The organism is Plantibacter sp. ME-Dv--P-095, from assembly GCF_030209365.1.
GTDB lineage: Bacteria > Actinomycetota > Actinomycetes > Actinomycetales > Microbacteriaceae > Plantibacter.
The window spans coordinates 193,330-218,224 of record NZ_JARVSB010000010.1 but is presented as its reverse complement, the minus strand read 5'-3'; the positions used below and the strand labels follow the sequence as shown (position 1 = coordinate 218,224).

Annotated in this window: 24 protein-coding genes and 1 tRNA gene; 12 read left to right on the top strand and 13 right to left on the bottom strand. The window is 65.9% G+C overall.

Going from position 1 to position 24,895, the window contains the following annotated elements; translation table 11 throughout:
- The 4 genes from QRN26_RS15850 to QRN26_RS15830 all read left to right on the top strand — a co-directional run.
- The coding region (locus QRN26_RS15850; RefSeq protein WP_285037496.1) for an aldehyde dehydrogenase family protein at positions 1 to 239 on the top strand (239 nt) is incomplete at its 5' end.
- A gap of 808 nt (positions 240 to 1,047) precedes the next feature.
- The gene (locus QRN26_RS15840; protein WP_285037495.1) at positions 1,048 to 1,575 is read left to right on the top strand and encodes a TetR/AcrR family transcriptional regulator; all 528 of its coding nucleotides are present in this window, start codon (positions 1,048 to 1,050) and stop codon (positions 1,573 to 1,575) included.
- Positions 1,572 to 1,925 (top strand): DMT family transporter, encoded by a 354-nt coding sequence (locus QRN26_RS15835; RefSeq protein WP_285037494.1) that lies wholly within the window; start codon positions 1,572 to 1,574, stop codon positions 1,923 to 1,925. The genes QRN26_RS15840 and QRN26_RS15835 overlap by 4 nt, the downstream gene beginning before the upstream one ends.
- A complete protein-coding gene (locus QRN26_RS15830; RefSeq protein ID WP_285037493.1) occupies positions 1,925 to 2,242 on the top strand; it encodes a DMT family transporter in 318 nt (105 codons plus the stop codon). The genes QRN26_RS15835 and QRN26_RS15830 overlap by 1 nt, the downstream gene beginning before the upstream one ends.
- Positions 2,243 to 2,398: 156 nt before the next feature.
- On the opposite strand, the gene QRN26_RS15825 is transcribed toward QRN26_RS15830, so the two are convergent.
- Positions 2,399 to 3,409: a substrate-binding domain-containing protein gene (locus QRN26_RS15825; protein ID WP_082498812.1), complete on the bottom strand. Its 1,011-nt coding sequence runs from the start codon at positions 3,407 to 3,409 to the stop codon at positions 2,399 to 2,401.
- Between the two features lie 151 nt (positions 3,410 to 3,560).
- Here QRN26_RS15825 and QRN26_RS15820 point away from each other — a divergent pair, with 151 nt between their 5' ends.
- The 3 genes from QRN26_RS15820 to QRN26_RS15810 all read left to right on the top strand — a co-directional run bounded on the left by QRN26_RS15820 (position 3,561) and on the right by QRN26_RS15810 (position 8,564).
- Positions 3,561 to 5,051, top strand: a complete 1,491-nt coding sequence (locus QRN26_RS15820) for an MFS transporter (RefSeq protein ID WP_285037492.1) — start codon at positions 3,561 to 3,563, stop codon at positions 5,049 to 5,051.
- A complete protein-coding gene (locus QRN26_RS18935; RefSeq protein WP_350223929.1) occupies positions 5,048 to 6,052 on the top strand; it encodes a Gfo/Idh/MocA family protein in 1,005 nt (334 codons plus the stop codon). The genes QRN26_RS15820 and QRN26_RS18935 overlap by 4 nt, the downstream gene beginning before the upstream one ends.
- 70 nt (positions 6,053 to 6,122) lie before the next feature.
- Entirely contained in the window at positions 6,123 to 8,564 is a 2,442-nt protein-coding gene (locus QRN26_RS15810; protein WP_285037491.1) for a glycoside hydrolase family 2 TIM barrel-domain containing protein, read from the top strand.
- A gap of 225 nt (positions 8,565 to 8,789) precedes the next feature.
- Here QRN26_RS15810 and QRN26_RS15805 read toward each other — a convergent pair whose 3' ends face one another.
- On the bottom strand, positions 8,790 to 9,389 hold the full coding sequence (locus QRN26_RS15805) for a TetR family transcriptional regulator (RefSeq protein ID WP_082498809.1): 600 nt from the start codon (positions 9,387 to 9,389) through the stop codon (positions 8,790 to 8,792).
- 102 nt (positions 9,390 to 9,491) lie between these two features.
- Between QRN26_RS15805 and QRN26_RS15800 the strand changes: the two genes are divergently transcribed.
- Positions 9,492 to 10,406: an SDR family NAD(P)-dependent oxidoreductase gene (locus QRN26_RS15800; RefSeq protein ID WP_056014582.1), complete on the top strand. Its 915-nt coding sequence runs from the start codon at positions 9,492 to 9,494 to the stop codon at positions 10,404 to 10,406.
- A gap of 107 nt (positions 10,407 to 10,513) precedes the next feature.
- The gene (locus QRN26_RS15795) at positions 10,514 to 11,269 is read left to right on the top strand and encodes an SDR family NAD(P)-dependent oxidoreductase (protein WP_056014579.1); all 756 of its coding nucleotides are present in this window, start codon (positions 10,514 to 10,516) and stop codon (positions 11,267 to 11,269) included.
- A 185-nt stretch (positions 11,270 to 11,454) separates the two neighbouring features.
- Here the strand turns inward: QRN26_RS15795 and QRN26_RS15790 are convergent, their stop codons facing one another.
- The 5 genes from QRN26_RS15790 to QRN26_RS15770 are packed head-to-tail and all read right to left on the bottom strand — an operon-like array spanning position 11,455 to position 15,054.
- The gene (locus QRN26_RS15790) at positions 11,455 to 11,625 is read right to left on the bottom strand and encodes an agmatine deiminase family protein (protein ID WP_082498808.1); all 171 of its coding nucleotides are present in this window, start codon (positions 11,623 to 11,625) and stop codon (positions 11,455 to 11,457) included.
- Entirely contained in the window at positions 11,582 to 11,782 is a 201-nt protein-coding gene (locus QRN26_RS15785) for an agmatine deiminase family protein (protein WP_200936470.1), read from the bottom strand. Before QRN26_RS15785 ends, QRN26_RS15790 begins: the two co-directional genes overlap by 44 nt.
- Positions 11,783 to 11,790: 8 nt before the next feature.
- Positions 11,791 to 12,810, bottom strand: a complete 1,020-nt coding sequence (locus QRN26_RS15780; protein WP_285037490.1) for a nitrilase-related carbon-nitrogen hydrolase — start codon at positions 12,808 to 12,810, stop codon at positions 11,791 to 11,793.
- Between the two features lie 58 nt (positions 12,811 to 12,868).
- Positions 12,869 to 13,600 carry an MBL fold metallo-hydrolase gene (locus tag QRN26_RS15775; RefSeq protein ID WP_056014567.1) on the bottom strand — a complete coding sequence of 244 codons (732 nt, stop codon included), beginning with the start codon at positions 13,598 to 13,600 and terminating at the stop codon, positions 12,869 to 12,871.
- Between the two features lie 29 nt (positions 13,601 to 13,629).
- Entirely contained in the window at positions 13,630 to 15,054 is a 1,425-nt protein-coding gene (locus tag QRN26_RS15770) for a purine-cytosine permease family protein (protein WP_285037489.1), read from the bottom strand.
- A 65-nt stretch (positions 15,055 to 15,119) separates the two neighbouring features.
- On the opposite strand from QRN26_RS15770, the gene QRN26_RS15765 reads away from it, so the two are divergent.
- The 3 genes from QRN26_RS15765 (at position 15,120) to QRN26_RS15755 (ending at position 17,383) form a co-directional block, all read left to right on the top strand.
- Positions 15,120 to 15,752 (top strand): TetR/AcrR family transcriptional regulator, encoded by a 633-nt coding sequence (locus QRN26_RS15765; protein ID WP_082498806.1) that lies wholly within the window; start codon positions 15,120 to 15,122, stop codon positions 15,750 to 15,752.
- A gap of 291 nt (positions 15,753 to 16,043) precedes the next feature.
- Positions 16,044 to 16,232: a helix-turn-helix domain-containing protein gene (locus tag QRN26_RS15760; RefSeq protein ID WP_056014792.1), complete on the top strand. Its 189-nt coding sequence runs from the start codon at positions 16,044 to 16,046 to the stop codon at positions 16,230 to 16,232.
- Positions 16,229 to 17,383 carry a tyrosine-type recombinase/integrase gene (locus tag QRN26_RS15755; RefSeq protein ID WP_285037488.1) on the top strand — a complete coding sequence of 385 codons (1,155 nt, stop codon included), beginning with the start codon at positions 16,229 to 16,231 and terminating at the stop codon, positions 17,381 to 17,383. The genes QRN26_RS15760 and QRN26_RS15755 overlap by 4 nt, the downstream gene beginning before the upstream one ends.
- Before the next feature lie 188 nt (positions 17,384 to 17,571).
- Here the strand turns inward: QRN26_RS15755 and QRN26_RS15750 are convergent.
- The 6 genes from QRN26_RS15750 to topA all read right to left on the bottom strand — a co-directional run bounded on the left by QRN26_RS15750 (position 17,572) and on the right by topA (position 24,821).
- Positions 17,572 to 17,647: transfer RNA gene (locus QRN26_RS15750), tRNA-Thr, on the bottom strand.
- Between the two features lie 35 nt (positions 17,648 to 17,682).
- Positions 17,683 to 18,324, bottom strand: coding sequence for a TetR/AcrR family transcriptional regulator (locus QRN26_RS15745; protein WP_056776292.1), 642 nt, complete (start codon positions 18,322 to 18,324; stop codon positions 17,683 to 17,685).
- A 13-nt stretch (positions 18,325 to 18,337) separates the two neighbouring features.
- Positions 18,338 to 19,960, bottom strand: a complete 1,623-nt coding sequence (locus tag QRN26_RS15740; RefSeq protein WP_350223928.1) for an alpha/beta hydrolase — start codon at positions 19,958 to 19,960, stop codon at positions 18,338 to 18,340.
- Between the two features lie 9 nt (positions 19,961 to 19,969).
- A complete protein-coding gene (locus QRN26_RS15735; protein ID WP_056014551.1) occupies positions 19,970 to 21,103 on the bottom strand; it encodes a DNA polymerase III subunit delta' in 1,134 nt (377 codons plus the stop codon).
- A gap of 203 nt (positions 21,104 to 21,306) precedes the next feature.
- On the bottom strand, positions 21,307 to 21,942 hold the full coding sequence (tmk, locus tag QRN26_RS15730; protein WP_285037487.1) for a dTMP kinase: 636 nt from the start codon (positions 21,940 to 21,942) through the stop codon (positions 21,307 to 21,309).
- The gene (gene topA, locus QRN26_RS15725) at positions 21,939 to 24,821 is read right to left on the bottom strand and encodes a type I DNA topoisomerase (protein ID WP_285037486.1); all 2,883 of its coding nucleotides are present in this window, start codon (positions 24,819 to 24,821) and stop codon (positions 21,939 to 21,941) included. The genes tmk and topA overlap by 4 nt, the downstream gene beginning before the upstream one ends.
- Between the last annotated feature and the right edge of the window lie 74 nt (positions 24,822 to 24,895).

Here is a 24,895-nt window from a genome sequence, read left to right as displayed (position 1 = left end):
CCGTGCGCCTCGCGAACGACACCCCGTTCGGCCTCGGCTCCTACGTGTACACGACGGACCAGGAGCAGGCGCTGCGGGTCGCGGACGGGATCGACGCCGGCATGGTGTGGATCAACCTCGTCCTCGGCGACGCCGCCGAGCTCCCCTTCGGTGGCGTGAAGCGCTCCGGCACCGGCCGTGAAATGGGCAAGCCCGCCATGGACGAGTTCGTCAACAAGAAGCTCATCCGCATCGCGTAAGTTCGCAATCCGGGCCGAACCGTAGACTCCCGATACGCACGAGGGTTGGGTCGGACCGCGACCGTGGAGAAGCGGTGGGTGTAGCCACGCGCCGTTTCAGGCGCTGGTTCCTACAACGACGGATCATCAGTCCCTCGACGCCATGCACCGCGACCATGGCCGCGCAGGTGGACATGATCGCCTCAGTCGGCCTCGGAGGCTCGAGGCGTCTCGGGCGCTACCCTGCATCGTTCAGCGAGGGCTCTCTCGCCGCCGACGTCATCGGCACCACGGAGACGTTCGAGCGGCACCGTCACCGCCACGAGGGCAACAACACGTACCGAGATCAAATCACGGATGCCGGGCTCGTGTTCTCCGGCACCTCACCGGACGGCACCCTCGTTGAGTTCGTTGAACCATGCGTCACGATCCTCCGCAAGCACCCCGACTCAACGATCGCAATCGAGAAGGATGGCGTTTCCTTCCTCGTCGACCCCGGCAGCTTCCTTTCGCCAGCCCCGGATGTCATCCGGGCCGCGCCCGGGTCCTCGTTACTCACGAGCACCCGGACCAGGCTGACGTTGCCCTTCTCGCCGCCGTCGTCAATGCTCAGCCGGCCCCCACGATTTGGGCTCCCAACAACGCAGCTCCCCGACCGCGGCCAGCAGATCCGTGTCGTTCGACGGCGAGCGCGCCGAGGCTACAGACGACAAGGACGGGGGGGGGGAATGGCGTGCTACCGCACGAAATCAAGTGAGTGCGCTGACGGAGAGTCAAGAGTTCCAGGTACAGGTTGACCTACCATCCGTATGGTAGGTACACTCGGAGAATGCCCTCGAAAACCGAAATCCTCGACTATGCGATCGAAGTGCTCCGCCGTAGTGAAGCGCTCACCATCGACGCCGTCGCTCGCGAGGCCGGCCTGACAAAGCCCGGCGTAGTGCACCACTTCCCCACGAAGGAGAAGCTGGTCGTGTCCGTCGTGGACCGCATCACCGCCAAATGGGAGGCAGACCTGACCTCCCGAGCTCCAGCCGCCACCACGCCACGCGAGAAACTGGCCGCGTACGTCGACTATGCCCTCACGAGTGACTTCGATAACAGCGACCTGGCGTTCATGGTCGACGTCCGGATCCGCGATGGCCTCGCAGAACAGTGGGTTGCCCGTCTCAGCCCCTGGTTCGGGGACGACCTTGAAGGAACCCCCGTCGAGCGCGCATCCCTGCGTGCGGCTCGTCTCATCGCCGACGGGGCCTGGCTCAACAAGGCGTTCGGCATCGATGTCACCCGCGAAGACGAGACCGCGACCCTCCGGGCCATCACCCAGCGTCTGATCGGCGAAGGAACCAACTCGTGACCAACACTGTCAAAGGGTGGCTGCTGCTTGTCGCCGCGATCCTCACCGAGGTGGCAGGCTCGCTGTCCCTGAAGGGCGCCCTGAGTCACCCCGGGTTCTACGCGCTCGTCGTCGTCGGATATCTCGGCGCATTCATCCTGCTCGCCATGGTGCTCCGCACCGGGATGGCCCTCGGCGTCGCATACGGCATCTGGGGTGCCAGCGGCGTCGCATTGACCGCCATCGGGTCCCTCGTAGTCTTCGGTGAGCCGATCACACTGTTCATGGGAATCGGCATCGTCGTGATCATCGCCGGTGTCCTCTGCGTCGAACTCGGAGCGCAGGCGGCACAGAAAGTGAAGGCCGCCTGATGGCTTACGTGCTTCTGATCGGTGCGATCGTCTTCGAAGTCGCCGGGACCACGTCCCTTCGCCTCGCCGTCGACAACAACCGCTGGTACGGCGGGGTGGTGGTCGGCTACATCATGGCCTTCGTCATGCTCTCCCTCACGTTGTCGAATGGAATGCCCCTCGGGATCACCTATGGCATCTGGGCAGCAGCGGGCGTCGCCATCACCGCGATCATCTCCAGGGCACTCTTCAAGGAGCCACTCACCTGGTTGATGAGCCTCGGGATCGTCCTCATCATGGGCGGCGTCTTACTCATCGAACTCGGCGCAGCACACTGACACCCGACTGAGCAACTCCTGCTGTCCCTCCACCCGTCGATCCGTGGATCGACATGGTCCGAACCTGACCGCTCTCGAGCCACACCGGAGCGATGCTGACGAGGACGCGGTGGGGGGAAGTCGTCAGCATCGATGACGGCGTAGAGCTGCCCGCCGTCAGCAGCTGTCGCCTGGAACCACCCAGACGACATCGCCCGGCTCGAGAGCAGCACCCGCGTTCATCGCCGCCGCACCGCGGATGACCGCGAGCTGCCCGAGGAACGCGTCGATGATCGTTGGGAGGTCAATGTGCACGGTGGTGAGACGCGGCGCGATGAGTTGGCCGAGCATCGTGTGATCGACACCGAGGACGCCGACCTGGGCGGGCACGTCGAGGTTCAACCGGCGCGCAGCCGCGATGACGGCGATGGCGACGTCGTCGTTATAGGCGCATACGGCCACGTCGTCAGCTCCGATCACCGTGAGCGCGGATGCCAGAGCATCGGTAGCGGAGTCTGCATTGAGTTGCACCCGGATCACGACCGGCTCGAGGAGGCCGAGCTCGGAGCATTCCGCTCGAACACCCCTGAGCCGTGATTCGCCATACGGGGCTGAGCGCGAGTCCTGCAGTTGTGCGTAGATCATGCGCCGCTTTCCGCAGCGGACGAGCTCGCGCACCTGGAGGCGCCCGATGAACAGATCCAATTCGTCCGTCACATCGCGACCGGCTTCGGGTCCGGACGGAATCAAGCGACTGCCGGACGCTTCGAGCATCCGCCCCTGCTCGGGCGCGAAGACTCCGAAGTCAATGATGGCCATCGGCCTGAGGTCAAGGACCGAGGTGAGCGTCGCGGTCGTGTCGCGACCGGCGAAGCGGACCACGACGCTCAATCCGAGGACGGCCGAGGCCTCAGTGATCTGATCGACCGCGTTCTGAAGATGCGGGCCGAATGTAGCGCTCGGAATGACAATGACGACCATGTCACTCACCCCCGTCGCGAGAGCGCGGCCTGCCCGCGATGGACGGTAGTTCAGCTCTGCCGCAGCCATCGAGACGCGATCGCGCGTCTCCTGCGGGAAGCTGTCCACGTTCCCGTTGAGGATCTGGCTCACCGTCGTCCGAGACAGCCCCGCACGTCGAGCGACATCTGAGCTCGTCGCTCGGCGGCCGGGCGTTGTTGCGGTCATCCCTGAATTCTGACACAGCCCGGTTGACAGGTGGCACAAGAGCGCCTAGCTTGATGTCGCGCGTTACTAACGCGCGTCAGTGTCACGCGTCACCAACTTCCCGCCGTCGCCGGTAAGCCTCGCGGACACTGCTATGACGAAGGAGTCATCCATGGCGAAAGATCCCGGGCGGGTACAGGGCGAGCAGATGCGCGCCGCAGTCGCTCTCAGTACCGAAGAGTCGATCACCGCCGCGCTTTCCGCGGAAGCGGTCGGAGCGGCCATCCACGCAGACCGTTCAGGCGAGAAGCTCAAGCTTCGCGAGAAGCTCTCTTACGGCGTGGGCGACATCGGCGCGAATCTGATCTTCGCGCCCGCGTCGGCATTCCTCCTGTTTTACCTGACTGACACCGTCGGTGTCGGTGCCGCAATCGCGGGCACCCTGTTGCTGCTCGGACGTGTGCTTGACGGCACGCTCGACCTCGTCGTCGGCACTCTGGTCGACAAGACCTCGACGCGCTGGGGCAAGGCGCGGCCTTGGATCCTCTTCAGCATGCCCGTCCTCGTCATCTCTTTCGTCCTGCTGTTCAACGTCCCCGCAGGACTGAACGAGACCGGCAAAGAGATCTACGCGTTCGTCTTCTATTTCCTGTGCCTCGGCGTCGGCTTCGTCAGCTCCAACCTCGCGTATCACACGCTGCTGTCCGTGATCACGTCCGACTCCCGGACGCGTGTGTCCCTCACCGTGATCCGCACCTTCTGCGCGATTCTGACCACCCTTCTGGTGAACACGCTGACGATTCCGCTGCTGACTGCCTTTGGCGGCGGACAGGGAGGCTGGACGGCGACGACCCTCATTTACGGTGGCATCGCCGCGATCACGCTCCTGATCGTGTTCTTCGGCACGAAGGAACGCGTGCACACCACCGCCAACACGAGCTCCGAGCCGACGAGACCACTGGGCAAGACGATTCGCATCTTGTTCCGCAACCCCTATTTCTTCCTCGTCTTCGGATTCTTCCTCCTGCAGTACATGGTCCAGGGAACAGCGGGCATCGGTATCTACTTCGCCTCCGACGTCCTCAACAACCCGGCGTTGTTCGGCCTGCTCAGCATCGCGGGCCTCGCGCCACTGCTGCTCGGAATGTGGTTCATGCCCACCATCATCGGGCGGTTCGGTAAACGAACTCCGGTCCTGATCGGCACCGGCCTGACCGTCGCCGGCGCGCTCATCACGCTCATCGACCCCACCAACATCACCCTCCTCCTCGTCGGCAGCTTGATCCGCGCGCTCGGCGGCATCCCGACGGCCTCGGTCATGTTCGCCCTGGTCGCCGATGTCGTCGACTACGGGGAGTGGAAGAGCGGCGTCCGATTGGACGGAATGACCTACGCCGCAGCGACCGCCGGCCAGAACTTCGGCGCCGGCCTCGGTACGGCCCTCGTCGGTTGGCTGCTCGCTTTCGGCGCCTACGACGGTGCCGCCGCCACACAGCCACAATCGGCGATCGACGTCGAGATCTTCCTCTACCTCTGGCTGCCACTGATCGTGTCGGTCCTGATAGCGGTAATCGTGTTCTTCCTCAATATCGACAAGTCCATGTCCCAAATGCAACGCGACCTGTCAGCACGGCGCGCGAGTGCTCTTGTAGAGCAGGGATGATGACCGCCTCGGGGAACCCACTGGCGTGGGGTGTCATCGGTACCGGCGACATCTCGAGGTCCATCTGCTCTGACCTCCGGCACCTGGAAGCCGCCCGTCTACTCGCGGTCTGCTCGCGTGATGCCTCGACGGCAGCGGCATTCGCCTCAGAGCACGAAGCGGCTAGAGCGTTCGGGCATCTCGACGAGATGCTCGCTGATCCTGAGCTCGACATCGTCTACATCGCCACCCCGCATGCGACCCACCTGTCGATCGCGCTCGCAGCGCTCCGAGCTGGCAAACACGTCCTGATCGAGAAGCCGATCGGTGTCGACGCGGACGAAGCGCGGACCATCGCGCGTGTCGCGCGGGAATCGCGCCGATTCGCGATGGAGGGGATGTGGATGAAGTTCGCTCCTGCGTATCGCAGCCTCGTGCAGACGATCCGAGCCGGCGCGATCGGACAGGTGCGAAGTATCCGAGCGTCGTTCGGACTCCCGTTCGACACGGCGGAGTCGGCGCGCTGGTCCCGGGTCCGATCCAGTAGCACTCTGCTCGATCAGGGGATCTACCCAGTGACACTCGCACTCGACCTCCTCGGAACCCCAATGCGCGTCGACGCCACCCAGGTGCGTCGAGCGGACGGCGTCGACGTCAACTGCCGCGCGAGCCTCGAGTACCCCGACGGACGATTCGCCGACCTCGCCGCCTCGATGGTCGAGTACATCGATCCCAGCGCCTCGGTCAACGGAACGAACGGGTGGATCGACGTGCCAGCCCCGTTCTGGGCAACCACCCGCTTCACCACCCACGCCGGCACTATCGAAGAGGCGTTCGGGTCGCCTGCGACCACCAGGATCGAAACGGAAGGCCATGGATACGTCCCGATGCTGCGCGCCGTCGGGGACGCCATCGCCCAGGGCCTATCGGAACATCCGCTGCACCCGCTGGATGCCTCGATCCAAACGTTCGCCCTCCTGGACCGAATCCGTTCCGCGGCACATGCAGCACGGGCCGCTTGAACGGACCGCAACACGTGGGCTGCGACACCGACCACCACCCGGGGCGACTGCCCCAGACGAAGGAGCAATCATGACGACCACCTCATTCAACGACGACTGGAGCGTCCGCGAGCACAAGAGCATCTTCGAGGCTCTTCAGAGTGCGTCCGCGGAGGCAGTCACCGTCCGGCTACCACACGACGCACTCATCCACCGGGACCGTTCCGGTGACGCCGGTCGCTCCGCTCACACCGGCTATTTCCCCAGCGCGAGCGTCGAGTACACCAAAACGCTCGACGTCCCTGAGGAGTACCGGGACAAGCGCGCGACCCTGGAGCTCCAAGGAGTCCATCGCGATGCGATGGTCTACGTCAACGACGTATTCGCCGCCCAGCGCCCGTTCGGGTACTCGACCTTCTTCGTTCCGCTCGACCCCTACCTGAAGTACGGCGAGTCGAACTCCATCCGCGTGGAATCGCGCGCGCACGAGGACTCTCGTTGGTACACCGGCGTCGGCATGCACCGCGACGCAGTGCTGCATGTCACGGAACTCGTCCACCTCACCCCGACCGGCACGCAGATCACGACCCCCGACATCGATGCGAGCCGCGCCGTCGTCGAAGTCATGACCACAGTCCAGAACGAAAGCACCGCGACCGCTCACCGCTCGATCACCACGGTCCTCCGGGCCCCGGACGGACGCGCCGTCACCTCCGACACAGCCCCGCTCACCATCCGAGCCGGGTCGACATCCGTCGTCCGTCAGCGACTCTACGTCGCCTCCCCGGAGCTCTGGGACGTCGACCACCCATCCCTGTACACGGCCGTCAGCACTGTGCTCGACGGAGAGGTCACCGCCGAGGAACGTGAGACGGTCTTCGGTATTCGCACCCTGCAGCTCGACCCTCATGACGGTCTGCGGATCAACGGGACGACCGTGAAGCTCCGCGGCGCGTGCATCCACCATGACAATGGCATCCTCGGCGCTGCCTCGATCGGTCGCGCCGAAGAGCGACGCGTGCAACTCCTCAAAGAGGCAGGATTCAACGCCATCCGCAGCTCTCACAACCCGCTCAGTCAAGCGATGCTCGACGCCTGCGACCGACACGGCATGCTCGTCATGGACGAGACCTTCGACATGTGGACCGTCGGCAAGTCCACGTTCGACTACTCGTTGTCCTTCCCCGAATGGTGGGAGCGTGACGTCGAGGCACTAGTCGCGAAGGACTTCAACCACCCCTCCGTCATCTTCTACTCCATCGGTAACGAGATCCCCGAGACGGGCACCCCACTCGGATCTGGGTGGGGACGCAAGATCGCCGAGAAGATTCGCTCGCTCGACGACACCAGGTATCTCACGAACAGCATCAACGGATTCGTCTCCGTCCTCACGGACATCGCCGCACTCATGGGTGCGCAGGACGACGGCAGCGCCCCAGGTGGAGTGAACGCTGCGGGCGACCTCATGGGCGTAATCAACTCCTCCGAAATCGTGACGGAGAAGACCGCAGAATCGTTCGCCATCGTGGATGTCGCGGGCCTCAACTACGGCGACTCCCGGTACGCCGCCGACCGCACGGCATTCCCCAACCGCATCATCGTCGGCACCGAGACGTTCCCCACGAACATCGACACCAATTGGCAGCTGGTGCAGGACAACCCGCATGTCATCGGCGACTTCACCTGGACCGGTTGGGACTACCTGGGCGAAGCCGGCATCGGACGCATGCAGTACCTCTCTGACGACGAGGCCCCCTTGTTCGCAGCTCCCTACCCGTGGCTGGCGGCATGGTGCGGGGACATCGACATCACCGGACTACGGCGCCCCGCCTCGTACTACCGCGAGATCGTCTTCGGGTTGCGGCACGAGCCCTTCATCGCCGTGCAGCGCCCCCACCCGCGCGGCACGCATCAGCAGGCCAGCCCATGGACGTGGTCCGACAGCATCGCCAGCTGGAGCTGGGACGTCGCGGTCGGCTCGCCGATCACCGTCGAGGTGTACAGCGACGCCGACGAGGTCGAACTGTTGCTGAACGGCGACAGCATCGGACGGGCCCCGAGTGGTCGCGACAACCGCTATCGATCCACCTTCGAGGTGCCGTATGCGCCGGGCGAACTCACCGCCGTCGCGATCACTGGCGGGGAGACGGTCAGCCGGACAAGCCTCCTCACCGCCTCCACCAAGCTGCAGCTGGCGGTGAGCGTTGATCGCGACCTGCTCCTCGACGACTCCTCGGACCTCAGCTTCATCACCGTCGAGCTCCACGACGAACACGGCACCCTCGCGAGCAATGTCGACCGTGCCGTCAGGGTCGAAGTCAGCGGCGCAGGGACCCTGCAAGGGCTCGGCAGTGCGCGCCCCGACACGACGGAGAAGTTCGACGCTCAGGAGTTCACAACCTTCGACGGGCGCCTCCTCGCGATCGTCCGCCCGACTGGCAGGGGAACCATCACGGTCGACGTGACGGCTCCTGACCTCGACCCCGTCCAGGTGACCCTCAACGTGGGCGCGCCGACCAGTACTGCGCACTGAACACGACTTCGCCGACCGAGGTCGCGAGTGCTCGCGGCCGCGGTCGGCGAGGTGGGATTCGACGCAGGAGCCGCACCGACGCCGCCGGCGACGTCGACGTCGTCGTCCGGCCACGGCTTCCAGCGGCAATCAAGACCTGTTCGCAGAAGGCGCAGGACCGGCCACTCCCGCGAGCGTCTGAGACGCGCCGCGTCGGTATCAGCCGCTCGGCTGGAACGATGGCGTTCAGATTGGCTTGAGCGACCCCATCGCCTCGTCGAGCAACACTCCGAACGGCCGACCCCGGTCGGTGGTCATCCAGAGGTCTTTCGCGGCGACCACGCAGGTCAGGGCCGCGCCGGCGATGACCGTCGCGCGCGGGTCGGTGCCCGGTCGATGGCCGATGCGCTCCCCCACCAGCTCGGCAAGATCGCCCTGAACGCGCGAGATCCTCTCGAGTTCCCCCGCGCTCAAGGCGGGGTTGTCGTGGATGATCAACTCGATCGCGAGTGCCCGCTCCGCCAGTGTCGCGTCTTCGAAGTGCTCGACGACGACGTCGAATGACCGCCGCAGCGATTCCCAGATCGGCTCCTCAGCGGGCCGCGCAGCGAGCGCCTCACCGAGCATCTGCGACCAGGCGTCGTACTTGCCCAGCATGAGGTCCTCTTTCGAGGTGAAGTAGCGAAAGAACGTGCGCCTGGAGATGCCGGCAGCAGCGACCAGGTCGTCGATCGTCGTCTGCTCGTAGCCCTTGGCTGCAAACAGGTCCTGGGCCAGCATCGCCAGCTCGGCACGCATTGCCCGTCGCGCTCGTTCACGCACGGGGATGGGGGTGGACTCCGTCATGTGTACCACCCTATCGTTACATCGGCATGTGTGGCACTGAGTGCCACGTGTGTCCTATAGTGGCAGCACAACCCATCGACCACGAAACATCGGAGCTACCCCGTGACCACCCCATGGACCACGAACGACATTCCTCGCCAGGACGGACGGGTCGCCGTCATCACCGGAGCCAGCAGCGGGCTGGGATTCGAAACAGCCCGTGCCCTCGCCGACCACGGCTCGGCCGTCGTCCTCGCCGTCCGCGACATCAACAAGGGCCAGGAAGCTGCGGCGAGGATCGCCGACCAGGTGCGCGACGCCCGCGTCACGGTGCAAAAGCTGGATCTGGGCTCCCTGGCATCCGTGCACGCAGCGGCCGCCGAGCTCCGGTCTGCACACCCGCGGATCGATCTACTCATCAACAACGCTGGCGTGATGTACACACCGCAGCAGAAGACGACCGACGGATTCGACCTGCAGTTCGGCGTCAATCACCTCGGCCACTTCGCGTTGACCGGTCTACTGCTCGACCACCTCCTGCCCGTGCCGGGCTCCCGCGTGGTGACGGTCAGCAGCTACGGCCACCGCATTCGAGCGGACATCTACTTCGACGACCTGCAGTGGGACCGCACCTACGACCGGGTCGCCGCCTACGGTCAGGCCAAGCTGGCGAACCTGATGTTCACCTACGAGCTACAGCGCCGCCTCGCCGAACGGGGCAGCACCATCGCCGTTGCCGCCCACCCGGGCAACGCTTCAACCGAGCTGACCCAGAACTTGCCCGCTTTCGCGCGAGTCGCCTCGGCCGCCGTCAAGCCTTTGCTTGCTCAGAGCGCTGCTGGAGGCGCACTACCCACTCTGCGTGCCGCGACTGATGCAAGCGTGCTCGGCGGCCAGTACTACGGCCCCGACCGCATGCGTGAGACCCGCGGACACCCTCATCTGGTCACGTCAAGCGCCGCCTCCTACGACCTGACGACACAGCGCCGACTGTGGTCCGTGTCCGAGGAACTCACTGGCGTCACCTTTCCCGTATAACGACTCAATCCCGAAGAACAGACGCCTTCTTTCCAACGATCGTGGGCAGTTCGTTCACGCAGACCTCCATTTGACACGCAAATCACCCCTAGAGAAAGAAGCACATCATGGCCGCATACGACGTCGCCAACCGTTCCGCAATCGTGACAGGAGGCGCATCCGGCATTGGCCGGGCCGCTGCTCACTTGCTTGCCGCGAACGGAGCGTCCGTTCTTGTCACTGACATCAACGCCGAACTCCTCCACACCGTGGTCGATGAGATCATCGCTGCCGGCGGCTCTGCCGTGGGTCTGGTCGGAGATGTCACCGACCCGGAGCACGCCTTCGAGGCCGTGCGCAAGGCTAGCGAGCTCGCACCGCTCGGTATCGCCATCAACAACGCAGGGGTTGGTGGATCAGTTGCTCAAGCCGCCGAGTATCCCGCGCAGACCTGGGATGACGTCCTCGCAGTCAACGTCACCGGGGTGATGAACGGGATGCGGGCCCAACTGCCAGCGCTGGTCGCGAACGGCGGGGGCGCGATCGTCAACACCGCCTCCATCGGCTCCAGCATCGGCGTTGCCATGTCCAGCGCATACATCACCTCAAAGCACGCCGTCTTGGGACTCACCAGAGCCGCCGCGCTCGACTACGCCGCGCAGGGCGTTCGCATCAACGCTGTCGGTCCTGGCTTCATCCTCACCCCGTTCGTCGAAGGCAAGATGGACGCCGATGCGCTTCGATACACGGAGAGCAAGCACCCGATCGGACGACTCGGTAAGGCCGACGAGGTGGCAGCCGTGATCGCCTTCCTCGCAAGCGATGCTGCAAGCTTCGTCACCGGCTCGTACTACCCCGTCGACGGCGGCTACCTGGCACAGTAGGCGCACGTCGCGCCCACCGTCGGAATCGCGGCTGTCCGAGACCCGACGTCGGCAGAACGACGACCACGTGGTGGGACCTGTCGTCAGAGCGGCTCAAGCCGAAGCGCCCGTTGAGGAATTCCTCATCGGGCGCTTCGAGCTATCTGCGGATCACGAGTCCGTCACTGGTACGCCGCCCATTGCGGCTAGAGGGCTGGTAGTTGTTGGGTGGTGCAGTGAATGCCACCGCCTCTGGCGAAGAGCGGCCGTCCATCGACCTGAACGACGGTCCGTCCTGGGTATGCGGCCGCGAGGATGGCTGCAGCTTCGTCATCACGGGTGTCGCCGAACGAGCATATCGATGTCGCGAGGATCAACGACGACGGTCACAGGCTCGAAGGCGACGATGGCGTTGGCGACCGCAGCCCAGGTCTGTCGGGCCTCTTCAGCTGCTTCCATGGTGTCGCCGACGGTGTAGCCGCTCGTCGGCCAGGCCATCCACGTGCGTTCGTGTGGTGCCCTCTCGGGTCGCATCGTCCAGCTCATACGGAGGCCTCTGCATTGACCGGCTCGACAAGCGCACCGTATGTGTCGGGCCGACGGGTGCGGAGGAAGGGAAACAGGTTCAGCCAGTCGTGTCGCTGCTCGAGCTCCAGGTCCGCGACGAGGACGACCTGCTCGTCCCGTCCGGCGCTCGCCAGGATACGACCGTAAGGGTCGCTGATGAATGACGAGCCGTAGAACGTGTTGCCTGCACTGCCATCAGAGCGCGTCTCCGAGCCCGTGCGGTTCGGCACGACCATGAACAGACCGTTCGCGATCCCGTTACCGACAATCACTTGCTCCCAGAGCGGTCTGGTATCGAAGTCGGGGTGATCGGGCTCGGACCCGATCGGTGTCGGATAGACGACAATATTGGCACCGCCGAGCGAGTAGGCGCGGGCGACTTCGGGGAACCACTCGTCCCAGCAGGTAGGCAGTCCGATGCGTGCCCCGTCGAGCGTGTCCAGCGTGTAGACAGGGTAGGGCGTCGTCTGACCGGTGCCATCTCCGCCGGTACCCTCACGTCCTGCGGCCGGTGCTTCGCGGAAGTACTGGTCCTCGTAGTATCCCGCGGTCACAGGGATGTGTAGCTTGCTCGTCCGGGCGACGAGTGAGCCGTCAGGTGCGACGATCACCGCGGTGTCAAAGCCTCGACCGGTGACGTCGCCGGTGGCCTCGTACAACGAGGCGTGGACGAAGACGTTGTGGTGGGCCGCGGCCGCGCGGGCGAACGTCACTGTAGAACCGTCGAACAGAGACTCCGCCGTGACGTCCGCACGGCCCATCGGAAGCTCGTCCGCCGGATAGCGGCTGAGGGTGAGCTCCGGCAGAAAGACGATGCGGGCCCCGGCTCCGGCTGCCATCCCGATAGCCGCGTCGAGGTCGGCGACGAGCTCGTCCCGGTCCGGGTTCCAGGCGTGTTGGACGACCGCGACGCGGAGCGGGAAGCGGTCGCCAGCATCGACCCGGGCGGGAGACGCGGGGACTCCGTTGGTGCTGCGGAGGGTGAAGGTGTTCATGGTGTGGTCCGTCCGAGGAACGCTCGAGGGCGGTACGAGCGCGAGGGGAGATGCGGCATCACGGTCCTCCGGCCAGGTACGCCCGCGCGATGCGGTCGAGCACGTAGCGATCGAATGATGCGCCGTGGCCTGGCCTGACGACATCGACCTCGAGCGCCGCCAGGAGCTTCATCGAGACGCGGTAGTCGTCTTGGTTTGACTCGTGGAGACCGTCTAGGAGGTAGTCGTCGTAGACCGCGTCTCCTGAGATCAGTTCGCGGTTTGCCCGGTCGACGAGTGCGAGGCTACCCGGGGTGTGTCCGGGAAGGTGGAGTACTTCGTACTGCCGGTCGCCGAGATCGATCACGTCGCCGTCCTCGACGGCGGTCACGGTGATCTCGCCGACATCATGGACGGCGGGATCCCACCCGGTGCGAGGCGAAGCTGTGACGAACATGTCGCTGGGCATCGACGGGTCTGAAGGGGCGCCGAGTTGTCGTGCGAACGTAGGGGCGTGAAGCGAGGTGACGGCTGCAGGAGTATCCCCGGGGTGCGCGCGAACGTCGTCGAATTCGGCAGCTCCACCCGCGTGGTCGAGGTGGCCGTGCGTGAGGACGACGATCGGTTCTCGCCACAGACGACCTTGAGCGTGCGATTCCGCTTCGAGTGCCTGCTTCAGCGAGCCGACACCGAGACCGGTGTCGACGATGAGGTCGCGGTCGTGACCTTGCCGCCACCAGATGTTGCCCCGGACGAATTCGTGCGCGTAGGGTTCGTCGATTTGTATCAGTCCCGGCGCGACGTCGCGCATACGGAACCAGTGGTCGACGACAGGAAGGCTCACGCGGTGGCTCCGAGCGCGTCGTGCTTGGCGGATCGGTCTTCGTGCGTCCAGAGCGTCGAGTAAATCACTGCTGCAAGAGTCGGCCCGGCGATGGAGGACAGGTCCGCGCCGTCCAGAGCCGCCGCGATCGGACCGATGTACAGGGTGGTGTTGACCATCAGCAGTGCCACGGTGGTGGCGATCAGCATGGCCGCCGTGCCCGGTAGGGACCATCCTCCGCGGAACCAGAACGGGCTGTCAGGATCGGTCCGGCTCAGCTCGAGTCCGTTGTACCGGTTCCGGCGCAGGACGACGTCGGTCGCGTACACGGCGAGGAGCGGGCCCATCACTGCCACGGATATCTCGATGAGGTAGTTCAGCGTCTCGAGGAGATCAGGGGCCAGGAAAGCGAGGTAGGCCGCCGCGGCCACGCAGACGATTCCGACGAGCAACACAATCACCCAACGGCGCATACGTGGAGCGAAGGTCTGCACGTAGAGACCCGCGGAGTATGCGGTGAGGGCGTTGTTCGCGATGCTTCCAACGATCACTGCTGCGAGGAACATCGGGTAAAAGTATGTCGGCAGGATGGTTGCGATGGCGGTCTGGGGATCGTTCATGTCGATGCTGGTTGCTGCGACGACGCCGAGTGCTCCGAGGAGCACAGACGGGATGATGCCGCCGAGCGCCGTCCAGATGACCACGGCCTTGCTCGAGCTTCGTGTCGGGAGGTATCGGGAGAAGTCGGCACTGGTTCCCCAGGAGAGCGGTCCAGAGGCGATGATCGTCAATCCCACCAGCCACAGCGCGATGCGCTCCCACCCACCGAGTGCGGGTGACTGGAAGCCCCAATCCGCGGCCTTGAGCACATACACTCCGGCGAGCAGGAAACACGCGCCCACGGCGCCGGAGATGTATGGGCTCAGGCGTTCGATCGTCGCATGGCCGAACACGCTCAGCGTGAGGCTGAGTGCGGCCACGGCGAGCAGTAGGAAGAAGGAACCCACCGGTGTGACGTCGAGACCGAGCGCGGTGAGGAGTGCGTTCGATGCGAGCGCGGCGAAGGTGACGTTGAGGATCACGAAGAGGATCGCGATTGCGGCGCCGAGCCCGGCACCGAACAGCGTGTTGCCACGGAGCCCGAACATCGCTCGCATGATGATCACGCTTGGAGTACCAGAAGCCGGCCCTGATACCGCAACCCACCCCACCGCGAACCACCACAGGTTGCCGACGACGCAGATGACGAGCGCTTCCCACACCTGCAGTCCAAGGATGACCAAGAGTCCGCCGTAGACGATGTAGAGGTAGGTCACGTTCGCTGCTGCCCAGATTCCGAAGAGCCCGAGGGGGCGTCCGTGGCGCTGAGATTCCGCGATGTAGTCGATCCCGCCGACCTCGATGTGTCCCGCGGTGTCGATCCCGATGTCGCTCTTGCTCATCTCAAAGCCTCCGTCGCCTATTGAACAGCTGAACAATAAGGTGAGCGTAGTGAGACTATGGGGGCATGTCAACGAAGGATTCACGCGTACGTGTCAGGTTGTCGCCCGAACAACGGGCCACTGAGATCCTCCGCGCCGCCGTTCAGATCGCTCGCGACGAGGGGCTCGGTGCGTTGTCGGTACGGTCCGTTGCGACCGGTGCAGGCATCGCCGCAGGCCTCGTTACGCACTACTTTTCTCTGGACGAGCTCGTTGCAAAGACGTATGCGACGATCGCCTCCGAGGAGTACGCCGAGACCGCGAACGCTCTGGCGGCGCTGTCGAATCCGGTTGAGAAGCTCGACACTGTGCTCGGGGCTTCGCCGGAGGCGGAGTACGCGGCCAGCGCGTTCGTCTGGGTTGAGAGTTGGGCGGTCGCAAGACGCAACCCTCAGCTCCGCATAGAACTGCGCGAGCAATCCGAGCGATGGCATCGCCTGCTCAGTGATCTGATCGAGCAGGGAATGCGTGCGGGCGACTTCACGGTCGAGGACTCGAGCGAGGCTGCGTGGCAGCTCTTAGCGCTCATTGACGGCACGAATGCGCACGCTGCGATGCGGGAGATCGATGACCCCCTGACAGCCCACATCCTCCGTCGCTCTGCGGCGGCCATGCTTGGTCAGGCGCGTCCAGCCGAAGGTCTCGGCGATCACCACTAGCGACTGACGGACATCAACGACGTCCAGTTCGGTTGCCGCTCGATGTGATTGCAACCGCTTCGTCGATGCCCCGGTGCCGACGTCAGCCATTGCCGCCTTTCGGCGCTTGCCCGAGCCGACTCTCGAGCACCCCGCACCGCGCGCTCCGTCAGAGAAGCGGAGGCTCGCTCCTCACGGACCCAGCCGATCCGAAAGACAGCACGATCCGTCGGGGTCCGCCGCTTGCCGAGCCTCCCGACAAGAGGAGTCACGGGGCGCCCGCTCTGGCGGCCAATGACTGATCGGATCATCATGCCAATCGACAAGCTCCTGCTCACCGCCGAAGAGGCAGCAGAATCACTCGGAGTGGGACGCTCCACGGTCTATGACCTCATGAGACTCGGCCACCTATCCAGCGTCAAGATCGGACGAGCCAGACGCATCCCCGTCGCCGCACTGCGCCGCTTTGCTCGGCAGCTCGCAGGTGAAGACCAGGCGTGAGTCAGCGCGCAAACGGCGAGGGCTCGATCTACAAGCGCGACGACGGCCAGTGGACTGGCGCAGCGTACGTGCTGGCCGCAAACGGAGCGCGAAAGCGCCGCACCGTCTATGGACACACCAAAGCGCAGGTCGCCGCCAAGCTCCGCGACCTCATCACCCAGACAGACGCCGGCGTCCCAACCGCGGTCTCGGGCTGGACCGTGAAGACCTACTCCGAGCACTGGCTCACCCACATCGCACCGAGCGTGCTCCGCCCGACCACCAGGGCCAACTACGAGTGGGTTCTGCAGAAACACGTGCTCCCATCGCTAAGCACGAAGAAACTCGAACAGCTGACGCCACAACACGTCCGCGAAATGCACTCCAACATCGCGCGCACGGGCGTCTCGGCCCACACCGTGCGGCTTGCTCACGCCGTGCTCCGCAGTATCCTCGCCGAAGCAGCCCGCGAGCAGCACATCGGGCGTAACGTCGCGGCACTCGTCCGCGCTCCCAAGATCGAGCACCAGGAAGTGGAGCCGTGGACAGCGGAGGAGACTTCCGCCTTTATGGAGTCCAGCCGCGACTCACAATTCGCCGAGCTCTACGTTCTCGCGCTGACGCTCGGACTTCGCCGGGGAGAGCTGCTCGGCCTGCGCTGGGCAGACATCAACGCCGAGCGAACACAGCTCCGCATCCGACAGACTGCTCACCGCGCCGGAACCGGTCAAGGGATCTCGATCGGACCGACGAAGACCGCGCGATCGCGGCGGACGCTGCCCCTACCGGCTCGAGCTATCGCTGCGCTCAGAACTCGAGCCGCGAACCAACTCTCGGATCAGCGCGCGGCCGGCGATGCCTGGGTCGATTCCGGGCTCGTCTTCACGACACGGACCGGTACCCCCATCGAGCCGAGCAACCTCCGCCGGAGCTTCGACAAGGAGATCGCCGCCGCGAACGTGCGCCGAATCCGGTTTCACGACATGCGTCACACCTGCGCGTCGCTCCTGCTGGCCCAAGGTGTGCAGATGCGCACGGTCATGGAAATACTCGGCCACGCCAACATGGCGATCACTTCCGACATCTACTCGCACGTCGCACCGACGACCTTGCGGAACGCCTCAGACGCGATGAATGCCGCGCTCGACTCCCCCGCTGTAGGACCGGAATGACCATGCACGTTCGCCGTTGTTCACTGCCGTTCGCGGGGTCGTTGCTACATGCGTTGCTACACGCGTTGCTACATTTTCGCGCCTAGCCGGCAGCTGTCGCCCAGTTCGGCCTGTCGGACGGGCCTGTGAGTGGGCAAGAAAAATGCCGCTGACCTGGGGTTTCCAGGGCAACGGCCGGGTGATACTGGTGGAGCCGCCCAAGGGAATCGAACCCTTGACCTTCTCATTACGAGTGAGATGCTCTGCCGACTGAGCTAGGGCGGCGCGTGCGCTGGTCGCCCGGCGCACGAGTATCCATGTTAGCGCAGCTTTTGCACGGTCGTGTACAGCTCGGCGAAAGAACGACGGATCCGCTCCGCGAGCGACCCGGGGGTCGGCGCATCGGCCCAGCAACGCCAGGCATGGCGGAGCCCCGCGAATCCCACCATCGTCATCATCCAACACCGATCGAAGAGGGCTTCCGAGTCACCCGCGAGCGCGGGCTCGTCGTTCAGCACCCGCCGCTCGACGACCTTGTACAGACCTTCTTCGAAACCGCGCATGCTCGCGATCCGCGCCCCGAGGAGGTGCGGGTGATCACGCAGCACGTCCTTGCGGAGATGGTGGATCTCGACGTCCTCGTCGGCATCGCCCACCGTCCGGGCCAACAACTCGCCGAGATCGGTGAGGACGTCGGTCGCCGGGCCCGCGGTCAGGAAGGCTTCGAGGGCGTCGCCGTCGGGGATCAACGGGATGTCGCCGATCAGCGCCTCCTCCTTCGTCCCGAAGTAGTTGAAGAAGGTCCGCGGTGAGATCTCCGCCCGCCGGCTCACCTCCTCGACCGTCACGTTCTCGAGCCCGTGCTCCCCCGCGAGCGTCAACACCGCGTGCTGGATCGCCCGACGCGTCGCGAGGCGCTTCCGCTCGCGGAGCCCGAGTTCGGCCGGCACCGTCATGGTCATCGAGGTCCCGCCATCAACTGCACATCGGGTCCTTCGACGGGACGGTGCCATCGATGAGGTACTGGTCGACCGCCTGGTTCACACAGTCGCTGCCCTTGTTGTAGCCGGTGTGCCCCTCACCCTTGTAGGTGATGAGCTGGCCCTGGTCGAGCTGCTCCGCGAGGTTCTGCGCCCAGACGTACGGCGTGGCCGGGTCGTTCGTGGTTCCGACGACGAGGATCGGAGCGGCACCCTTCGCATGGATCTCGCCACGCTCGGTCCTCGTCTGGTACGGCCAGTTCGCGCAGAACGTGTCGCCGTAGGCCATGTACTCGCCGATCACCGGAGCGGCCTGCTCGAGTCCCTTGGCCTCGTCGGCCATCTTCGTCTTGTCGTCGTCGTAGCTGTAGTCGAGGCAGTTGATCGCGTTGAAGGCCTCGGTCTGGTTGTCGGTGTACTTGCCGGAGTCGCCGCGACCGTTGTATCCGTCGGCGAACTGGAACGCGATGTCCGTGCCGCCCTGCATGACCTCGTCGAACATCCGACTCAGGTACGGCCACGCGTCGGCCTGGTACAGCGGGTAGATGATCGCGGTGAGCAGCGTGTTGCCGCCGAGCTCACGGCCGTCGTCAGCGGGGATCGGGCTCGCGTCCACCTGGTCGAGGAGGCTCTTGATCTCCGCCATCGCGTCGTCGACCGAACCGGAGAACGGGCAGTCCGTCCCCGACATGCAGTCCTCGAGGTAGGCGCGCAGCGCGCTCTCGAAGCCCTTGGCCTGCTCCTTCACCACCTCGAAGTTCGACGTCGACGGATCGATCGCCCCGTCGAGGACGAGGCGCCCGACGTTCTTCGGGAAGAGCTCGGCGTAGGTCGCGCCGAGGAAGGTGCCGTACGAGTAGCCGAGGTAGTAGAGCTGCTTGTCGCCGACGGCCGCCCGGAGCATGTCGAGGTCCTTCGCGGCACTCTGCGTGTCGACGAACTCGAGCATCTTGCCGGTCTCCTCCGCACAGGCGTCGCCGAAGTCCTTCGCGGCCTTCTCGTTGGCGGCGATCCACTCGTCGGAGCCGCGCTCACCCGGCGTGACGTCGTACAGGTACGCGTCCATCTCCGAATCACTCAGGCAGGTGACGGGCGTCGACTTGCCGACACCACGAGGGTCGAAGCCGACGACGTCGAAGTTCTCCTGCAGGTCCTTGTCGACCGCGAAGTCGAGGCTGTCGGCGACGAGGCTGTAGCCGGAACCGCCCGGCCCGCCGGGGTTCATGAAGAGCGAACCGATCGGCTTGCCGTTCGTCGCCTGGTGGCGCACGAGCGCGAGGGACAGCTCGCCGTCGGACGGGTTGTCCCAGTCGATGGGCGCCTTCGCCGTGGCGCACTCGAAGCCGTCGACGCACCCACTGGTCTTCCAGTCGAGCTCCTGCTCGTAGAAGGGCTTCAGCTCCGCAGCGACGTCGCTGGTCGCCGCCGACGACGACGGCGTCGGTTCGGCGGCCTTCGGGGGCAGGAACGCCGTGACGCACCCACTCAGCGTGAGGGCCGCCACCGCGAGACCGGCGACGAGCGCGACACGTGCCGTCCGCCGCGCACGGGGACCGCTGCGGCGGGATCCACCGGCCGGTCCCATCGAGGCCGACGGCTGCTGCCTGGGCGAAGTCACAGAGGCTCCCTACCGGACCGCCGACACGAGCATGGCCTCCAAGGCCAGCGCCGGGGCGACGTTCCCTTCGATTCGTGTTCGGGCGACGGAGATCGCCTCCAAGGTATCGATCGTAACCGCCGGCGTCGTCCGCCGAGCGGCATCCTCGAGTTCCGGACGCAATTCCCGGTTGATGATCGTGGCGTCGTGCCCCAGCTGGAGGAGCACGATGTCGCGATAGAGCGACAGCAGGTCGACCATGATGCGGTCGAGCCCGTCGCGGAGACTCCGTGTCGCGCGCCGCTTCTGGTCCTCCTCCATCGCCCGCACCTGCGACCGGAGGGCGGGAGGGACGGACTGGCCGGGCTCGACGCCGAGCGACCGCAGCGTGCTCTCGCGCTCGGCCTCGTCGCGCAGCGAGGTGTAGGCCTTCGCGTCGTCGCCGGCGAGTTCCAGGAGCCGCCCGGCCGTGACGACGGCCTGACCGGCACTGCGGATGTCGAGGACGGCCCGCAGAGTGGACTCACGACGTTGCCGGGCTCCGGGATCGGTCGCCAGACGGTGGGCCATCCCCACGTGGCTCTGAGCTTCACGGGCCGCGCGCTCCGCGATGTCGTGCGCCACGCCGTCGCGTCGTTCCAGCAGCTCCGCGACGTCGTCGATGGTCGGCACGCCGAGCCGGACGGAGCGCACGCGGGACCGGATCGTCGGCAGGAGGTCCGCCTCGCTGGGCGCGCACAGGACCCAGATCGTGCTGCTGGGCGGCTCCTCGAGGGACTTCAGCAGCAGGTTGGACGTGCGCTCGGTCATGCGGTCGGCGTCTTCCACGACCATGACGCGGAAACGGGCCACGGACGGTGCACGGTAGGCGTTGCGGACCAGGTCGCGGACCTCGTCGATCGTGATGATGACGCGATCGGTGCTCAGCGCGGAGAGGTCGGGGTGGGTGCGCGCTTCGACCTGCCGACGGGTGACGTCGTCTCCCCCGGGCTCTCGGCTGAGGAGTGCCGCAGCGAACGCATAGGCCAGGGTCGACCGGCCGGAACCGGGCGGACCGGTGATGAGCCAGGCGTGGGTGAGGCCTTTGGGTTCGACCGGGTCCGACGCGGCCTGCAACAACTCGATCGCGTCGCGTTGACCCGTCAAGTCGGTCCAGGAAGCCATGGGTCAACGATACCGGGCGCCACCGACGGCGGCTGGCGGTCGTGCGGGTATCCGAGCCGACGGGCGATCACTGAGCCGCCCACCGGTCACTGAGCCGCCCACCGGTCACTGAGCCGCCCACCGGTCACTGAGCTTGTCGAAGTGCCGAGCTCACGCTTCCAGACACCGGGCCGCCCTTCGACAGGCTCAGGGACCGGGTCTGATCAGAGGAGTGGCGCGATCCGCTCGCGGATGTCGGCCGCGAGTTCCTCGGGCGGCAGCGCGGCGTCGACGACGAGGAACCGCTCCGGTTCCGCTGCCGCGAGGGCCAGGAACGATTCGCGCACGCGGGTGTGGAAGTCCTGCGCCTCAGCCTCCAGCCGGTCGAACCGCTTGTTGGCGTTGTCGAGCCGACCTCGGGCTGCGGCGACGTCCAGGTCGAGGAGCACGGTGACGTCGGGGAGCAGGTCCTCCGCGGCCCACAGCGAGATGCCCCGGATCTGCGCGGCGTCGAGGACCCGTCCGCTGCCCTGGTAGGCGACGGAGGAGTCGAGGTAGCGGTCCTGCAACACGATCTCGCCGCGGGCGAGTGCCGGGCGCACGACGGTGGCGATGTGGTGGGCACGGTCCGCGGCGTACAGCAGTGCCTCGGCGCGCGGGGAGATGTCGCCGCGATGGTGCAGCACGATCTCGCGGATCTCGACCCCGAGATCGCTCCCGCCCGGTTCGCGGGTGCGGACGACGGTGCGACCCTGCTGCTCGAACCAGTCGCTCAGCAGGCTCGCCTGCGTCGACTTGCCGACACCGTCTCCGCCCTCGAGGGTGATGAACAACCCTCGGGGCCGCGCTCCCTCGCTCACGTGACGGCGTCGGCCTTCGCCGCAGCCGCCTTGTTGGCAGCACGGGTCGCGGCCGCCTTCTTCGCCGCGGCGGACCGCGCCGTCGACGTCGCCGTCGTGGCCTTCGCCGTGGTCGCCTTGGCTGTCGTGGCCTTCTTGGCGGGTGCCTTCTTGGCAGGGGCCTTCTTCGCCGGAGCCTTCTTGGTCGTCTTCGGCTTCGCCGGGCCCTTCGCGCGCTTGTCCGCGAGCAGCTGGACCGCTCGCTCGAAGTCGACGTCTTCGACCTGTTCGCCGCGCGGGATCGTCGCGTTGGTCACCCCGTCGGTGACGTAGGCGCCGAAACGGCCGTCCTTGATCTTGATCGGCTTGCCGCTCTCCGGGTCCGCTTCGAACTCCTTCAGCGCGCTCGACGCCTTCCGGGCGCCGTACTTCGGCTGAGCGAACAGCTCGACCGCGCCGGGGAGGTCGACGGTGAAGATGTCGTCCTCGGAGGTGAGCGACCGGGTGTCGGTGCCCTTCTTCAAGTAGGGACCGTATCGGCCGTTCTGCGCCAGGATCTCCTCACCGGACTCGGGGTCCGCGCCGACGACACGCGGCAGATCGAGGAGCTTGAGTGCGGTCTCGAGGTCGATCGTCGCGAGGTCCATCGACTTGAAGAGCGACGCCGTGCGGGGCTTCTCCGCCGCTGCCTTCTTCTTGGCAGGAGCCTTCTTCTTCGCGCCGGCCGCCGGCTCGGTGACCTCGCCGGTCGCCGTGTCCACGGAGAGTTCCGCCTCGGGTTCCGGGTCGAGTTCCGTGATGTACGGGCCGAACCGGCCGTCCTTCGCGACGATCTCCTTGCCGGTGGCCGGGTTCAGGCCGATGACGCGATCGCCCACGACGGGCGCGTCGATGAGTTCGTGCGCCTTCTCCGGGGTCAGCTCGTCCGGCGCGAGATCCTCGGGCAGGTTGACCCGTCGCGGCGTGGGGCCTTCCTCGCCCTCGGCGGGCGGCGGGCCGTCCGGTGTCACCTCGAGGTACGGGCCGTACTTGCCGATCCGAAGCGTGACCCCGTCGTCGATGACGATCGAGTTGATCCGACGAGCGTCGATGTCGCCGAGGTTGTCGATCACCTGGCGGAGGCCACGACCGGCGTCGTCTCCGAAGTAGAAGCCCTTGAGCCAGTCGACACGATCGACCGTTCCTCCGGCGATGCGGTCGAGGTCGTTCTCCATCTCAGCCGTGAAGTCGTACTCGACGAGTTCCTCGAAGTACTCCTCCAACAGTCGGACGACGCTGAACGCCACCCAGCTCGGGATGAGCGCCTGGCCGCGCTGCGTCACATAACCACGGTCGATGATCGTGGAGATGATCGACGCGAACGTCGAGGGGCGGCCGATGCCGAGCTCCTCGAGGCGCTTCACGAGGCTGGCCTCCGTGTACCGCGGGGGCGGCGAGGTCTCGTGCCCCTTCGCCTCCGGGTCGGCGACACCGAGCTGCTGCCCCTCGGCCAGCGGTGGCAGTTTCGCCTCGGCGGCGTCCTCCTGGGAGTTGCGGTCCTCATCCTGACCCTCTTCGTACGCGGCGAGGAAGCCACGGAAGGTGATGACGGTACCCGATGCGGTGAACTCGGCGCGGCCGACCTCGGTCGCGGCCTCGAGCGTGATCGTCGCGGTCGAGCCCTTGGCGTCGGCCATCTGGCTGGCGACGGTGCGCTTCCAGATGAGGTCGTAGAGCTTGAAGTCGTTGCCGCGGAGCGTCGAGGAGAGCGACGACGGGGTGCGGAAGGTGTCTCCGGACGGCCGGATCGCCTCGTGCGCCTCCTGCGCGTTCTTGCTCTTGCCGCTGTAGAGGCGCGGCTTGTCCGGAACCGTCTCGGCTCCGTAGAGAGACGCCGCCTGCTTGCGCGCCGCATCGATCGCCTGCTTGCTCAGCGACGGCGAGTCGGTACGCATATAGGTGATGTAGCCGTTCTCGTAGAGCGACTGCGCGACGCTCATCGTCTGGCGCGCGGAGAACCGGAGCTTCCGGCCCGCCTCCTGCTGCAACGTCGAGGTGGTGAACGGCGCTGCCGGTCGACGCGAGTACGGCTTCGACTCGACCGAGAGGACGGTCGCCTTCGACTGCTCGAGTGCTGCGGCGAGCGCCGTGGCGCGCTGTTCGTCGAGCGGGACGGCGCTGCCCTTGAGCTGGCCGAGGTCGTCGAAGTCGCGGCCGGTGGCGACGCGGTCGCCGTCGAGGCGGACGAGGCGGGCGGTGAAGGGTGCACCGGTGGCGTCTTCGCCCGGGAGGAAGCGGGCGATGACGTCCCAGTAGGAGGCGGCGCGGAACGCGAGGCGCTCACGCTCACGGTCGACGACGAGTCGGGTCGCGGCGGACTGCACGCGTCCCGCGCTCAGTCCGGGACCGACCTTGCGCCAGAGCACCGGGGAGATCTCGTACCCGTAGAGGCGGTCGAGGATGCGGCGGGTCTCCTGGGCGTCGACGAGGTCGGTGTCGAGGGGGCGCGTCTTGTCCTTGGCGGCGAGGATGGCGTCCTTGGTGATCTCGTGGAACACCATGCGGCTGACCGGGACCTTGGGCTGCAGGACCTGCAGGAGGTGCCAGGCGATCGCCTCGCCTTCGCGGTCCTCATCAGTCGCGAGGAGGAGTTCGTCGGCGTTCTTGAGGGCGCGTTTGAGGTCCGCGACGGTCTTCTTCTTCGCGTCCGAGACGACGTAGTACGGCTCGAAGCCGTTGTCGACGTCGACCGAGAACTTGCCGAGGGAGCCCTTCTTGAGCTCGGCGGGAAGGTTCTTCGGCTCGATGAGGTCGCGGATGTGCCCGACCGAGGACAACACCTCGTAATCGTCACCGAGGTATCCGGCGATCGACTTCATCTTGGTCGGTGACTCTACGATCACGAGTTTCTTGCCTGCCACGAGGCTCCTTCCATCAGCGACACCATACACACGTGCACGGCAGGCTTGTCCAATCGGGAGGCGGGCCACTCGGG

Bases quoted from the DNA above. Each gene is read 5' to 3' on its own strand.
- QRN26_RS15840 (WP_285037495.1), top strand. From the start codon at position 1,048: ATGCCCTCGAAAACCGAAATCCTCGACTATGCGATCGAAGTGCTCCGC.
- QRN26_RS15830 (WP_285037493.1), top strand. From the start codon at position 1,925: ATGGCTTACGTGCTTCTGATCGGTGCGATCGTCTTCGAAGTCGCCGGG.
- QRN26_RS15825 (WP_082498812.1), bottom strand. From the start codon at position 3,409: ATGACCGCAACAACGCCCGGCCGCCGAGCGACGAGCTCAGATGTCGCT.
- QRN26_RS15820 (WP_285037492.1), top strand. From the start codon at position 3,561: ATGGCGAAAGATCCCGGGCGGGTACAGGGCGAGCAGATGCGCGCCGCA.
- QRN26_RS18935 (WP_350223929.1), top strand. From the start codon at position 5,048: ATGATGACCGCCTCGGGGAACCCACTGGCGTGGGGTGTCATCGGTACC.
- QRN26_RS15810 (WP_285037491.1), top strand. From the start codon at position 6,123: ATGACGACCACCTCATTCAACGACGACTGGAGCGTCCGCGAGCACAAG.
- QRN26_RS15805 (WP_082498809.1), bottom strand. From the start codon at position 9,389: ATGACGGAGTCCACCCCCATCCCCGTGCGTGAACGAGCGCGACGGGCA.
- QRN26_RS15795 (WP_056014579.1), top strand. From the start codon at position 10,514: ATGGCCGCATACGACGTCGCCAACCGTTCCGCAATCGTGACAGGAGGC.
- QRN26_RS15785 (WP_200936470.1), bottom strand. From the start codon at position 11,782: ATGCGACCCGAGAGGGCACCACACGAACGCACGTGGATGGCCTGGCCG.
- QRN26_RS15780 (WP_285037490.1), bottom strand. From the start codon at position 12,810: ATGAACACCTTCACCCTCCGCAGCACCAACGGAGTCCCCGCGTCTCCC.
- QRN26_RS15775 (WP_056014567.1), bottom strand. From the start codon at position 13,600: ATGCGCGACGTCGCGCCGGGACTGATACAAATCGACGAACCCTACGCG.
- QRN26_RS15770 (WP_285037489.1), bottom strand. From the start codon at position 15,054: ATGAGCAAGAGCGACATCGGGATCGACACCGCGGGACACATCGAGGTC.
- QRN26_RS15765 (WP_082498806.1), top strand. From the start codon at position 15,120: ATGTCAACGAAGGATTCACGCGTACGTGTCAGGTTGTCGCCCGAACAA.
- QRN26_RS15760 (WP_056014792.1), top strand. From the start codon at position 16,044: ATGCCAATCGACAAGCTCCTGCTCACCGCCGAAGAGGCAGCAGAATCA.
- QRN26_RS15745 (WP_056776292.1), bottom strand. From the start codon at position 18,324: ATGACCATGACGGTGCCGGCCGAACTCGGGCTCCGCGAGCGGAAGCGC.
- QRN26_RS15735 (WP_056014551.1), bottom strand. From the start codon at position 21,103: ATGGCTTCCTGGACCGACTTGACGGGTCAACGCGACGCGATCGAGTTG.